The sequence below is a fragment of the Bacteroides celer genome, from assembly GCF_002632415.2.
Classification (GTDB): Bacteria; Bacteroidota; Bacteroidia; order Bacteroidales; family Bacteroidaceae; genus Bacteroides.
On record NZ_CP178209.1, the window covers coordinates 5,663,929 to 5,677,312 of the forward strand.

Annotated in this window: 12 protein-coding genes; 8 read left to right on the plus strand and 4 right to left on the minus strand. The window is 37.6% G+C overall.

Annotated features, from left to right (window positions below):
* Positions 1–24: 24 nt before the first annotated feature.
* Positions 25–2,331, plus strand: a complete 2,307-nt coding sequence (locus tag CJF29_RS22605) for a glycosyltransferase (protein WP_074559312.1) — start codon at positions 25–27, stop codon at positions 2,329–2,331.
* An 87-nt stretch (positions 2,332–2,418) separates the two neighbouring features.
* Here CJF29_RS22605 and CJF29_RS22610 read toward each other — a convergent pair whose 3' ends face one another.
* Together CJF29_RS22610 and CJF29_RS22615 are read right to left on the minus strand one after the other, a co-directional pair.
* On the minus strand, positions 2,419–3,522 hold the full coding sequence (locus CJF29_RS22610) for a glycoside hydrolase family 99-like domain-containing protein (RefSeq protein WP_074559313.1): 1,104 nt from the start codon (positions 3,520–3,522) through the stop codon (positions 2,419–2,421).
* A 28-nt stretch (positions 3,523–3,550) separates the two neighbouring features.
* Positions 3,551–4,534 (minus strand): glycosyltransferase family 2 protein, encoded by a 984-nt coding sequence (locus tag CJF29_RS22615; protein WP_099147222.1) that lies wholly within the window; start codon positions 4,532–4,534, stop codon positions 3,551–3,553.
* A gap of 196 nt (positions 4,535–4,730) precedes the next feature.
* Between CJF29_RS22615 and CJF29_RS22620 the strand changes: the two genes are divergently transcribed.
* From CJF29_RS22620 to CJF29_RS22645, 6 genes are read left to right on the plus strand one after another with little or no spacing between them, the layout of a single operon-like run.
* On the plus strand, positions 4,731–5,540 hold the full coding sequence (locus tag CJF29_RS22620; protein ID WP_004324334.1) for a glycosyltransferase family 2 protein: 810 nt from the start codon (positions 4,731–4,733) through the stop codon (positions 5,538–5,540).
* 1 nt (position 5,541) lies between these two features.
* The gene (locus tag CJF29_RS22625) at positions 5,542–6,591 is read left to right on the plus strand and encodes a pyridoxal phosphate-dependent aminotransferase (protein WP_074559315.1); all 1,050 of its coding nucleotides are present in this window, start codon (positions 5,542–5,544) and stop codon (positions 6,589–6,591) included.
* A complete protein-coding gene (locus tag CJF29_RS22630; protein WP_074559316.1) occupies positions 6,588–7,319 on the plus strand; it encodes an NTP transferase domain-containing protein in 732 nt (243 codons plus the stop codon). Before CJF29_RS22625 ends, CJF29_RS22630 begins: the two co-directional genes overlap by 4 nt.
* A gap of 15 nt (positions 7,320–7,334) precedes the next feature.
* Positions 7,335–8,147, plus strand: coding sequence for a LicD family protein (locus CJF29_RS22635; RefSeq protein WP_004298296.1), 813 nt, complete (start codon positions 7,335–7,337; stop codon positions 8,145–8,147).
* A gap of 29 nt (positions 8,148–8,176) precedes the next feature.
* Positions 8,177–9,310, plus strand: coding sequence for a glycosyltransferase family 4 protein (locus tag CJF29_RS22640; protein WP_074559317.1), 1,134 nt, complete (start codon positions 8,177–8,179; stop codon positions 9,308–9,310).
* Positions 9,307–10,119, plus strand: coding sequence for an FkbM family methyltransferase (locus tag CJF29_RS22645; protein ID WP_074559318.1), 813 nt, complete (start codon positions 9,307–9,309; stop codon positions 10,117–10,119). Before CJF29_RS22640 ends, CJF29_RS22645 begins: the two co-directional genes overlap by 4 nt.
* Before the next feature lie 4 nt (positions 10,120–10,123).
* Here CJF29_RS22645 and CJF29_RS22650 read toward each other — a convergent pair whose 3' ends face one another.
* Positions 10,124–11,035 carry a lipopolysaccharide kinase InaA family protein gene (locus CJF29_RS22650; RefSeq protein WP_004324329.1) on the minus strand — a complete coding sequence of 304 codons (912 nt, stop codon included), beginning with the start codon at positions 11,033–11,035 and terminating at the stop codon, positions 10,124–10,126.
* Positions 11,036–11,266: 231 nt separating this feature from the next.
* Here CJF29_RS22650 and CJF29_RS22655 point away from each other — a divergent pair, with 231 nt between their 5' ends.
* Positions 11,267–12,325, plus strand: a complete 1,059-nt coding sequence (locus CJF29_RS22655) for a glycosyltransferase family 9 protein (RefSeq protein ID WP_074559319.1) — start codon at positions 11,267–11,269, stop codon at positions 12,323–12,325.
* Here CJF29_RS22655 and CJF29_RS22660 read toward each other — a convergent pair.
* On the minus strand, positions 12,308–13,384 hold the full coding sequence (locus CJF29_RS22660) for a glycosyltransferase family 4 protein (RefSeq protein WP_074559320.1): 1,077 nt from the start codon (positions 13,382–13,384) through the stop codon (positions 12,308–12,310). The genes CJF29_RS22655 and CJF29_RS22660 overlap by 18 nt on opposite strands.

Genomic DNA, 13,384 nt, shown 5'->3' on the forward strand with positions numbered 1-13,384 from the left:
CACCTCAATCTATTTTAATTCACCATGGATACTGATATTATAATACCAATCTATAATGCTTTTGATTTTACCAAGAAGTGTATAGAGACTGTGATTGAGCATACAGACCTTACTAAACATACCTTACTACTTATCAATGATAAAAGTACAGACCAGCGAATCCTTCCTTTGCTAAACCTGTTTACAACAGAATATCCATCTTTAAATATTACAATAATCAACAATGAGAGCAATCAAGGATTTGTACGAACGGTTAATATCGGGATGCAACACTCGTCACGCGATGTTGTTTTATTAAATAGCGACACAGAGGTCACGAAAAATTGGCTCCCTAAAATACAAAAGTGCGCATATAGCAAAGCTGCAATAGCAACTGTTACTCCACTATCTAACAATGCGACATTAGCATCCGTACCTGATTTTATGTCAGAAAATACGATACCATCAGATTTTACGATAGAGGAATATGCAGAAATTGTTGAAAGATGCAGCATGAACCTATTCCCTGAAATTCCTACTGCAAATGGATTTTGTATGTATATTAAACGAGAAGCCATAAACAATATTGGTCTCTTCGATGAAAAAACTTTTGGAAAAGGCTACGGTGAAGAAAATGATTTTTCATACAGATGTCTACAAGCTGGATATAGGCATCTACTATGTGACAACACATACATCTACCATAAAGGAACCCAGTCATTTTCTCAAGAAAAAACAGAGCTAATAAATTCTCACCTACAAATATTAAAAAGTAGATATCCTTCATGCGTCGAGAACACAGAGTCCTTTGTACAACAAAATCCAATTTCAGATATACAGTTAAATATCCGCTATGCCATTAATTCACATTCTAAGAAAAATGTATTAATTGTAATACATGATTTCAAAGAAGCCGAAAAGAAAAATATAGGAGGAACAACTTTACATGTACATGATTTAATAACAAACATGAAAGAAGAATTTAATTTTCATGTTCTTTATTATTCCGATGATGATTTTAAATATCATGTAACTTCTTTTTTACCATTTGACAAGATTACCTCCACCCTAGGTCCATATTCACAATATACGACATTAAACCTCTATAATGATACATTTAATAGAGACATTAAAATACTAATAGACACTTTAAAAATAGACTTAATACATATCCATCATTTAAAACACATGTATTTGGATATATTCAAAGTAGCAAAAGAAAGAAGCATCCCTGTCATATATACTTTACATGACTTTTATTCAATATGTCCTTCTGTGAAGCTCTTTAACAAAGAAACTTTTCTATGCAACTATGCTAACGCAGCAGGATGTGGTTCATGCATAGCAAAAACATTCAACCTGAATATCAACTTCATTCCACTTTGGAGAAAAGAGTTTTATGAAAATCTTAAAACCGTAAAAAAGATCATTGTTCCATCGTACAGTACAAAAAATATATTCCTGAACACATATAAGGATTTAACAATCGAAGTGGTAGAACATGGTTATGACAAAATAAACAGAAAGCCTAATAATGACAATCCAGATAAAAAGAAGAATAAAAAGTTTAATATCGCCTTTATTGGATATATAACAGAAGAAAAAGGACTAAAATATTTAGAGGAATTAACAGAGAAAGTAAAAGGCACAGACACAAACATTCATCTTTTCGGACAAACAACAAACAAAAAATGCAATAAGAATAAGACAAATTATGTTTATCACGGCAAGTATATACAACAAGATCTTCCCAACTTATTACTAGAGAATGACATAAAATTAATCTGCTTATTATCTATGTGGTCCGAAACATATTCTTATACCTTATCAGAAAGTTTAATTTCAGAGATCCCCGTAATCTCATTTGATCTAGGAGCAATTGCCGAACGAGTAAAAAGAGCTGATGTCGGCTGGATTTTACCTATAAATAGTACATTAGACGATATCTTTAAACTCATTTCAACTATAAAATCAGCCCCACAAGAGTATAAACAGAAAGTGGAAAGAATCAGACATCTTTTAAAAAATATGAAGTCCTTAAAAGATATGGGCAACGAATATACAGAAATATATAATAAAACGATCAACGCATTTCCTGTTAAAAATCATGACATATACTATATACAATCAAGGAATGAATTTTATAGAAAAGGAAAAGAGATCCCGACATTAGACCTTAAAGAAGAAAAAAAAGAGTATAAACGAGTAAAGCATATTATTAAAAGTTCAGTTCCTCTCAAACAAGCTTTTAATGAAGTGCAAAATTTTCGCCACACCTATACCAATAGTAAATGCAGAAACAAAATCTTTTTCAAATTTATATGGTACAGAATTCTACGAATTAATATCTAGAGAAATCTTTTTGTAAGATTTCTCTAGCTCTGGCTCGAACACGAGCAACATTATATATTCTAGAAAAAAACAATCACCTCCCTATATCTAAAAGCCATCTTCTTGCATACTTTTTACCACCTTTTCTGTTTCTTCTAAATAACGGAATCCCCATTTTAAATCAGGTTCCAAATGATTACCTTCTGCCCATTCATTCCAAGCATTGACAAAAACAAAATTCTCATCTTTGCTATAAGGCACAAATTTATTCATAACCGAATATAACCATTCACCGTATTTTTCGGGAGTACTCTTGTCTAAAATAAACATCTTTTGCTTTCGACGAGAAGTATTATCCCACATTGGAGTAACCCCCGGATACATTTTATAGTCAGGAAAATGAGTTTTACAGATATAATCTACATATTCCGAGTAATCAATCTTTTTCTTCTTACATGTATTAAAAAGGTGACGATTTATATTATAAGCAAACTTTCGTAATGGATTTCTCTTTTTTTGAAATTCATTCATTTGATGAGTGAAAGGTTGAAACTCCACAGCAGCATCAAAACCATCCTGAAGGTATTCTTCTCCATAACAATCCATCGTTTCGACGCGGCATAAATACAATTCTACTCCTTTACTAAAAGCTTCTTCCCTCCAAACTCGAATAGTTTCTTTCATATTCGGGAAAAGCATGGAACGATAAATTAAAAACACAGGTTTACCGTCTACTCTTATATATCGAGAATCACTAAATACATTATCTAACAGATAACGGATATGCGCACGATCATCCTCTTCCGAATAATTTTGAGCAATCAAAATATGACGACTTCCACCATCCCATGCCCGTGTCCAATTTTCATTAGCCCAACAAAGCATAAATGGAAAATCAGGGTTGCCAGAAGATAATACTTCTTCTAGCGGTCTCTCCATCAATTGATGACCATTAAACCAATAATGATAATAACAAAAGCCATTAATCCCGTACATTCGAGCCATATCAGCTTGCTGCTGACGAACTTCCGGGACACGCAGATCATAGAAACCTAAATCTGCCGGTAAATGTGGCTGATAATGGCCACGATAAAGAGGCCTAGCCTTAACCACATTTCTCCATTCAGTAAATCCCTTACCCCACCATTCATCATTTTCAGGAAATGGATGATATTGCGGCAAATAAAATGCTATAATTCTTTTGTCAACCATATTTTTCTTTATTGCACTTCACAATTCATTACAACCTATCTCTATCTCTTGTAGGTTGCCATGGATTCAAAAAACTCATGTATTTATTAACTCGTTCCCATCTATATGTCCACACACTTGTGTCAAAACATCCTTTCAGTTTTTCAAACAACAACAATCTCATTTTCGGATCAACTTTTGCACGCTTTATATTTTTATAAAGCATTCCATGTCGCATCAAACGCTTATAACGCCCTATTGGATAAGAAAATGATTCAACATAATGTACTACTTGAATATCTTCAAGAATCGCATTACCTGAAGCGTTACCCTCAACAGTTGTACTTGTTGAATGCAATCGAAAAAAGTTTAACTTTTCATATAACTCAATAACACTCCCTTGCCTCGCCATCTCTATCCAAAAAAGCCAATCACCACTATAGCGCATTGAGAAACAAGACAAATCCTTTATCTGTTCAAAACATTGTTTACGAAAGACAACACCACTAGCATTGTAAATATAATTGCGCCAATAAAGATTCTGTTTTATATAATCTTCACTATCAAAAACACCTATATTGTAAGGACGGAGTAATTGCTTTGAAGTCCAACGGTCAAAATCTGTAGATAGTTTATTCCCTTTCTCGTCTATACAATGTGAACCTAAAAAACAGAAAGAAGCATGAGGATATTGATTTAAGATAGAAACAGCTTTTTCCAAAAAAGAAGAATCAGCCGCATCATCACTCTCGGCAATCCATATATATTTTCCACGAGACAAACTTATACCTTTTTGCCACTGAGCAAAAGGGCTCCCTGTATTAACTGAATTAATCTCCAAATGAGCGACACGAGAATTTGTTTTATAATGGTTTAAAATAGACACACTATCATCGGTTGAAGCATCATCCAATAATATTATTTCATAGTCTGTATATGTTTGTGCCAATACCGACTCGATACGTTGCTGTAAAAAACGAGCATAGTTATAATTAGGGATGATTATACTAACTTCTATCGGATAATTTTCCATTACAAACACACTATTTATCTTAGTTATTATAACAAAATGATAGCAAAGATACGGATATTATTCTTAAAAAAGAATGCTAACCCTCTAATGTTTAGCAAAAAAGCCTTTAACGCTTGTCACAACCAAATAAAATGTATACATTTGTAGAATTTTAGTGCAAGCCCCCTTAACTATTAACTAACTTAGTAATAATTATATGAATAAACCCATGGCGAGCAACATAAGTACATCGCTAATTATATCCACCTATAATAGAAGCGACGCATTAGAATTATGCGTTAAAAGCGTGCTACGTCAATCTCTCCTTCCAGATGAAATTATCATTGCAGATGATGGTTCTAAAGAAGATACAAGAGAACTAATTCATCAATTAGCAGCCTCCTCCGAAGTCCCTATTATTCATGTTTGGCATGAGGATCTAGGCTTCAGACTGGCCTCCATCCGCAACAAAGCTATTGCGAAAGCATCTAAAGAATATATTATACAAATTGACGGAGATATCGTCTTACACAAAGATTTCGTCAAAGATCATGTACATTTTGCTAAAAAAGGCAGTTTCGTAACCGGTAGCCGTGTATTAATCCGGGAAGGTTTAACCAAAAAGATGCTAGCAGAAAGAAACTGCATTATCTCTATTCACGACAAAGGTACTAAAAACACAATCAACGGAGTACATTTACCTTGGCTAAGCCCACTACTTCAGCATTATCGCCAATGGGATATTTCATATTCCAGAGGATGCAATATGGCTTTCTGGAAAGAGGATTTATTAAAAGTCAATGGATACAATGAAGCTATTACCGGATGGGGAAGCGAAGATCATGAATTAGTGTGCCGCCTCATCAATAGCGGTGTACGCAAGCGTACCATCAAATTTGCGGGAATTGTGTTCCACCTTCATCACGAATTACATGGAACGGATAATTTGAGCAACAACCGCAGTATTTTGAACGAAACGAAAGTCAGGAAACTAACCTGGTGCGATAAAGGAATCATACAAAACTAATATGGAAAAGAATTTGAACTTTTTAGATCGAAACGAATTTAACTACAGTCCATCAAAAGAAGTAGTAGAAGCTTTAAAAAACTTCGATATAAATAAACTTTGTTTTTATACCCGCATTTATGATGAAGGAAAGAAAAGTATATTATCTGTTTTCTTATCCGAACTTTACGATATAGATGAAACACAAGTCTTATTAGGATACGGCGGAGAAGATATTCTGAAACAAGCTGTACACTACTTCCTGACTCAAGAAGATGGAAATAAAACGATGTTGATTCCCAAGTTCTCATGGTGGTATTATAAATCAATTGCAGATGAGGTGAATGGCCATACTTTGCAATATCCTCTCTACGAAGACGGAAATACTTTTAAATATGACTTTGAGACGCTAAAAGATATGATTCAGAAAGAGAATCCGAAGATTCTTTTACTAGCTTCTCCCAATAACCCTACCGGCAATGGTTTAACTCCGAAAGAATTGGATGAACTGCTCGCAGAAGTGCCCAGCCAAACAGTGGTACTGATAGATGAAGCATACGCTTCTTTTGTTTCAACTGATACCAGTTACATCAAAAAGCTGGTTAATAAATATCCGAATTTGATTATTTCCCGTACTTTATCCAAGTTTTATGGATTGCCCGGTTTACGTATGGGATTCGGATTCATGAGTAAGGAGCTGGAAAAATTCAGCAGATACAGCAATAAATATCTGGGATATAACCGGATATCCGAAGATATCGCCATTGCGGCTCTTAAATCGGACGCACACTATCGCAATATCGCCAAACTGATGAACGAAGACCGTGAGCGTTACGAAAAGGAAATCGGCGTATTACCCGGATTCAAAGTATATGAATCGGTTGCCAACTTTATTTTAATCAAATACCCGATAGAACTGAAAGAGGCTTTACAAAAGGCTTTTGCTAAACAGAGTTATAAAGTGAAATTTATGAATGAACCGGATATCAATACTCATTTGCGTATCACATTGGGACGCCCAGAGCAGAACCGGATCGTTATAGATACAATCAAAGAAATAGCATCCAAATGAAAGCAGTAATATTAGCCGCAGGAATAGCTTCACGCTTACGCCCGCTGACCGATACGACGCCCAAATGTCTTCTCAAAATAGGAGAACGATGCCTTTTGGAAAGAGCTTTTGATGCTCTGATACAAAACGGATTTGATGAGTTCATCATTGTCACCGGGTATCGCCAGCAGCAAATCGTTGATTTCCTACAGGCACATTATCCAACCCAAGATATTACTTTCATCTATAATGACAGGTATGAATCAACCAACAATATCTATTCATTATGGCTCACCCGTTCCTATACAGATGGGCAGGAGATTTTGTTATTAGACAGCGACATTGTATTTGATCCGCAGATTGTAGAGAAACTGCTTCATTCGGATAAGGACGACATATTGGCACTGAATCGTCATGAGCTCGGAGCAGAAGAAATAAAAGTCATCGTGGACGACGCACAAAAGGTCGTTGAAATCAGCAAAGTCTGTTCGATATCCAATGCTATCGGAGAATCTATCGGCATTGAAAAGATGTCAGCTGAATATACCAAAGCGCTATTCCGGGAACTGGAAATTATGATTACTACCGAAGGACTGGATAATATATTCTACGAACGGGCTTTTGAGAGACTGATTCCGCAAGGATATAGTTTTTACGTTATGGACACCACCGAGTTCTTCTCGGCCGAGCTGGACACAGTAGAGGACTTTCAACAGGCACAGAAGCTGATTCCAGCCAGTCTTTATTAATTAAAATCAGATAGAATGGCTAATTACGACATCCGCCCTCTACAGCTTCGCATATTAAAGAACTTATTAGCTGTTGACAAAGTTTGCAAAGAACATAATCTGCGATATTACATCATGGCAGGCACCATGCTGGGAGCTGTGCGCCACAAAGGATTCATCCCCTGGGATGATGATTTGGATATCGGAATGCCAAGAGCTGATTATGACTTACTAATGGCTAATGCCAAAGAATGGTTACCGGAACCTTACGAAGCGGTATGCGCTGAGAATGATAAGGAATATCCTCTTCCGTTCGCAAAGGTGCAGGATGCCAACACAACCTTAATCGAGCGTATGCATCTCAAATATCTGGGAGGTGTATATATTGATATATTTCCACTAGATGGAGTTCCGGAAAGCCGTATGGCGCAAAGAATGCATTTTGCGAAGTATGAGTTCTACAAACGAGTACTTTATCTTATTCATCGCGATCCATACAAACATGGGAAAGGTCCCAGTTCATGGATACCGCTATTATGCAGAAAGTTTTTTACCCTTACCGGAGCACAGGAAAGCATCAGGAAGGTGATGAAGAAATACGATTTCGACCAATGCGCATTAGTCTGCGATTATGATGATGGAATGAAAGGAATCATGTCGAAGGATATCCTGGGCACTCCCACTCCTATCCGGTTTGAAGATGAAGAAGTATGGGGAGTACAGAAATACGACGCTTATCTGTCACAGAAATATGGAGATTACATGACCATACCTAAACAAAGTGGACAAAGACAACACAATTTCCATTATTTAGACTTGAATAAACCTTATCGGAATTTTGAAGTCTAATTATAATCACATAAAGGTAAGAAGTAGAAATGAGAATAGGTTTTGACGGAAAACGTGCAGTACAGAATTTCACCGGTCTGGGTAATTATAGCCGCTATATAGTGGATATCCTATGCCAATTCTATCCGGAGAATGAATATGTGCTGTATGCCCCCAAGAAACGGGAAAACAAGAGGCTGGACAAATTAACGAGGCAGTATCAGCAACTACAGCTTTCTTATCCCACTACTTCTTCCTGGAAAAAGTTAAGTTCATTGTGGCGAGTATGGGGCGTTACCCAACAACTGGAAAAAGAAAAAATCGATATATTCCACGGACTTAGTAATGAGTTGCCCCTGAATATACATCAAAGCGAGGTAAAAAGTATTGTAACGATTCACGATCTGATCTTTCTGCGCTATCCGCAGTATTACCATTCGATCGACAGGAAAATATACACATACAAATTCCGTAAAGCTTGCGAAAATGCCGATAAAATCATTGCTATCAGCGAATGTACCAAGCGTGATATTATTGAGTATTTCAGGATTCCCGCCGATAAGATAGAAGTTGTTTATCAGGGATGTGATCCTTCATTCATGCATCCTGTAGCAGCAGAGAAGAAAAGAGAAATCCGGGCTAAATATCAGCTACCGGATCACTATATCCTTAACGTAGGAAGTATTGAAGAACGCAAAAACGCCCTTTCAGCGGTGCAGGCACTAACGATGCTTCCTGAACAGATTCATCTCGTCATTGTAGGACGCCACACGGAATATACTGATAAAATTGAACGTTTCATTAAGGAGAATAAGCTGGAAGAAAGGGTACATATCATCAGCAATGTTCCTTTTGATGATCTACCGGCTTTTTATCAGTTAGCAGAAATTTTTGTATACCCTTCCCGTTTCGAAGGTTTTGGTATTCCCATTATAGAAGCTCTATACTCCGGTATTCCGGTAGTGGCCGCGACTGGATCTTGCCTGGAAGAAGCCGGAGGTCCCGACTCTATCTATGTAGATCCTGACGATATCAAAGGAATGGCCGATGCCTTCAAACAGATATACGCAGATCCTGAGAGAAAAAAGATTATGATTGAAAAGGGGCAAATTTTTGCTAAAAGATTCGCAGAAGAAAAGCAAGCGGAGGAGATCTTAAACATCTACAAGCAACTAATGAAATGAACGCACTTAAACATACAATAAAGAAATTTATATATGGCACTCTTCCATATTATTTTATGAAAGGGTATAAACCCGATTCACCCTATCTGAAATATTATGAATATATTAAAGAGCACGGATATTCAAGGCATTTGTATGAATTCAAAGATGAATATACAAACATGCCTGTCAATGTACAAAAGGATGAGAAAAAAGGCTTATACTATGTACAACAAGAGAAGAAACGGCTATATTTCAGGAAGAGTACTCCACCCAAGAAGATTCAGAAGTACTACAAAGCCTTGAGTATGGAGCAGGACAAGCGATCACCGCATCACTATTTCGATAGCGTAAAAGATGTCACGGGAAAGGTTTTTGTAGATGTCGGTTGTGCCGAAGGATATTCTTCACTGGAAATTGTGGAGGAAGCCAAACATATCTATTTGTTTGAACAGGACGAGCAATGGTTGGAAGCTATCAGAGCCACCTTCGAACCATGGCAAGACAAAGTGACGATTGTCCAAAAGTATGTAAGTGACCATAATTCTTCGAGAGAGCAAACATTAGACGATTTCTTCAATAATCAGACGGATGAACATCTGTTTCTTAAAATGGATATAGAAGGAGCCGAACGGCACGCATTGGCGGGATGCAAGAACTTATTTCAGAATTGCCAGAAACTAGATTTTGCCATTTGCACATATCACCTGCGTGATGACGAAGAAATTATCTCTGCATTTTTGAACAAGCATAACTGTACATATATTAATCAAAAAGGTTTTTTCAGGCATAGAATCCGCAGTGTAGTGATGCGCGGAAGTAAGAAGTAATCAATCATTGATAATCAGCAGAAAGCAATTCACAATAATCATACTTGCACAGGTACGTATCATAAATATGCTTTTCCTTTTTCAATAAGAAACGTGAGATATGCGGTTCCCAAGAAAAGAACTTACGCACGGAACGGTATAAACGGAAGAATAAAATCAGGGACACAATATGCTTTTCTTTTTCTTTTCGTGCCGCACGACGATAAATGTAATGAGTAAAGAACTGATCGCTGTAACGAAGGGCCAGACTGACCGTAGATTCGACGTCCCATCCACGCAAAGAAGCATATTCTGTCATGATGTAAGTCAGTACCTCACGCGAAATACACAAACGGCACATATTACGGCATACCGTATCACAATCAATATCCGATAGCAACTGCATACGATTCACGTCGACCAGAGAGAAACTGTATTCATTCGTTTCATTCTGATGAATCAGTATATTACCGGGAGAATAGTCCAAATGAAGGATACCTGCCTGATGCAAAGCAGCAGTGTAGCGCGCAAAAGCTGAAAGTTTGTCTTCATTCCCCTCCACTTTTCCATCCATCAGGGAACGGACAGTTTCGCCGCCATCATAACAACAAATGTAATAGCTATGTGAGAGAAGACCATCTTGAAATTGTTCGATCATAGCCACTGGCTCCGGAGTGTCAAAGCCATGCTGTTGAATCTCCATAGAATAAATATAGGAACGTTCTGCCTTCGACTGGCGGAAAAACGAATATACAACACGATTGATGATGTGAGGTTTTTTAAAGCTCTTCACCACAACATCAATGCTGCCCAAACTAATCCGTTTTAGAACATTACGACCATCGTACACCACATCTCCTTCGTTCTGGAAGGACCTCGGAACTTCTTCTATCTCCTTCTGCAAATGTGCGTACTTGGGATTTACAATCACTCTCATTACACTCTCCTATATAATCCTAATTACAAAGATTGAGCAAAGATAAAGAAATTAGGCCATATTCCGACTATATTTTTCTCTTTTCTCACAAAGATTGGCTAACTCTCTCCACATATAAGCACCGTCACGGTGACTTTAATCGTTTTTTCTTTTTTCTTTTCATTTATATTTAGACATAAATGCTTTTTTTTAGTTATGTTTGCACGGTAAAAAGCATAAAGAAGTTTAAGCATGAAACCAATCAAAAGAATTCTGATTATTCGATTTAGACAAATAGGGGACTCAATTCTGGCTGTTGCATTGTGCAGTACGCTGAAAAAAAGTTTTCCCGACGCAGAGATACACTTCGTGCTTAATAAAAATATTGCTCCACTCTATGAGGGGCATCCGGACATAGACAAAGTCATTACATTTGACAAGAATGAGAATAAGCCGTTCACTGCATATATAAAAAAAGTATGGCAGGTAATGCACCAAAATAAATACGACGTAATCATCGACATGCGCTCTACCATACGGACTCTTTTTTTCTCTCTTTTTTCATTAAGAACTCCTTTCCGGATAGGGCGAATCAAAGGATATACACGTTTTCTACTGAACTACCGGACAGATACTTACAGCAAGGATCTGACAACTGATATGGTACAACGTAACCTGTTGCTTACAGCACCATTAGAAAAGATCAGACCTATTCAATACACAAAAGAATTCAAGTTATATCTGACTGACCGGGAGAAAGAAGATTTCCGATATTATATGGAAAAGGAAGGGATTAATTTTGCACACCCTGTGTTACTAATAGGAGTCACAACCAAACTCATCCATAAGAAATGGAATACGGAGTTCATGATAGCCACACTGAAAAGAATTTTGGAGGAGCACAAGGACATACAAATGATCTTCAACTACGCACCGGGGTACGAAGAAGAAGACGCCAGAAATATCTACAAGAAATTAGGATGCCCGGAACGTATCAAGATCGATATACAAGCTTCTTCATTGCGACAGCTGGCAGCACTTTGCGCCAACTGTTCATTCTACTTCGGGAACGAAGGAGGAGCCAGACACATCGCCCAGGCTCTTGGAGTTCCTTCATTTGCCATTTATTCACCAAGTGCATCAAAATCAATGTGGTTACCCGCCAATTCCGTACTTGCCGAAGGAATCAGTCCTGACGACCTTCTTTCGCCGGAACAACAAGCGACATTAACCTATGAAGAGCGTTTTGCATTAATTACTCCTGAAAAGGTATACGGACAATTGACTTCAATACTAAGGCAATTGAGCTAACTCCCGATACAAATCAAGGTAGGCTTGTATATGCTTCTCGTAACTGAATGAAGCGGCATGTTCCTTGATTTTTTCCAAGCGCTCCTTGTCTTTATAAAAATCAGGTAGATGCTCCCGGATACTTTGCACCATAGATTCTGTATCCAAATGCTCCCACATGATAGCGTGTCCATTACAAACTTCCGGTAAACTAGTGCGATTAGCGGCAAATACAGCCTTCCCAAATTGCATAGCTTCCACCACCGGCAATCCAAAGCCTTCTCCTTCACTAGGAAACAGGAATGCCTCACAGTTCCGATATAACCAGATCTTCTCACTTTGAGAGATAACATCCGTCAAAAAGACATTAGTGAGCTGATTCTCACGAATCAGATTGCGCACTTCTTCAGCATAAGCAAAATGAGCATCTCCACAAATATATAGATCATATTCCGGGAAATGACGCATTACGTCAACCAAGAGATGGAAGTTCTTTTTTCTACGGATTTGCCCAATTGTAAAAAAGAAAGGACGCCCTGTAGCAAACGACGGCTTTGTTCCTTCTAATGTATCGATTCTCTCCACTCCATTATAGATGACCCGGATCTCCTTCCCTTTCAAATCTACATGCTGCCGAATGACATCTGCCACATAATGAGAGATCGTAGTCACGACCGCTGCCTTATTGACCTTATTCTGCATCCGGCGAAGATACATTTTCGCCTTCCAGGGCTTTTTCTCTGTTAAGAAATTAAAGTCGTGTATAGTAAAGATAAACTTTGTACCACCGGCAATACGCAACAACTTGCGCTGTTGATTCACTGCATGCCATACGTCTACTTTGGGAAGGGTAAAAGGAAGAAACTTATTGATACGACGTACCGGAACAGAGGTCACATTCGGGCCAAATTCCTGCATATATTTCTGCCGCAATAAATATACAAAATGAAGATCATCTACCGGCATAGACGAAAAGGCAGTTGCATAGTTGGCCGCAATCTGCCCGAAACCGGCTGTGAGACTACCATAATTCGTAAGATCTATCAGTACCTTTTTCTTTCGTTGTATCTCTTTCATCAT

What these genes read in the sequence shown, in the direction of transcription:
- CJF29_RS22605 (WP_074559312.1), top strand. Translation starts at nt 25, where the DNA reads ATGGATACTGATATTATAATACCAATCTATAATGCTTTTGATTTTACC.
- CJF29_RS22610 (WP_074559313.1), bottom strand. Translation starts at nt 3,522, where the DNA reads ATGGTTGACAAAAGAATTATAGCATTTTATTTGCCGCAATATCATCCA.
- CJF29_RS22615 (WP_099147222.1), bottom strand. Translation starts at nt 4,534, where the DNA reads ATGGAAAATTATCCGATAGAAGTTAGTATAATCATCCCTAATTATAAC.
- CJF29_RS22620 (WP_004324334.1), top strand. Translation starts at nt 4,731, where the DNA reads ATGAATAAACCCATGGCGAGCAACATAAGTACATCGCTAATTATATCC.
- CJF29_RS22625 (WP_074559315.1), top strand. Translation starts at nt 5,542, where the DNA reads ATGGAAAAGAATTTGAACTTTTTAGATCGAAACGAATTTAACTACAGT.
- CJF29_RS22630 (WP_074559316.1), top strand. Translation starts at nt 6,588, where the DNA reads ATGAAAGCAGTAATATTAGCCGCAGGAATAGCTTCACGCTTACGCCCG.
- CJF29_RS22635 (WP_004298296.1), top strand. Translation starts at nt 7,335, where the DNA reads ATGGCTAATTACGACATCCGCCCTCTACAGCTTCGCATATTAAAGAAC.
- CJF29_RS22640 (WP_074559317.1), top strand. Translation starts at nt 8,177, where the DNA reads ATGAGAATAGGTTTTGACGGAAAACGTGCAGTACAGAATTTCACCGGT.
- CJF29_RS22645 (WP_074559318.1), top strand. Translation starts at nt 9,307, where the DNA reads ATGAACGCACTTAAACATACAATAAAGAAATTTATATATGGCACTCTT.
- CJF29_RS22650 (WP_004324329.1), bottom strand. Translation starts at nt 11,035, where the DNA reads ATGAGAGTGATTGTAAATCCCAAGTACGCACATTTGCAGAAGGAGATA.
- CJF29_RS22655 (WP_074559319.1), top strand. Translation starts at nt 11,267, where the DNA reads ATGAAACCAATCAAAAGAATTCTGATTATTCGATTTAGACAAATAGGG.
- CJF29_RS22660 (WP_074559320.1), bottom strand. Translation starts at nt 13,384, where the DNA reads ATGATGAAAGAGATACAACGAAAGAAAAAGGTACTGATAGATCTTACG.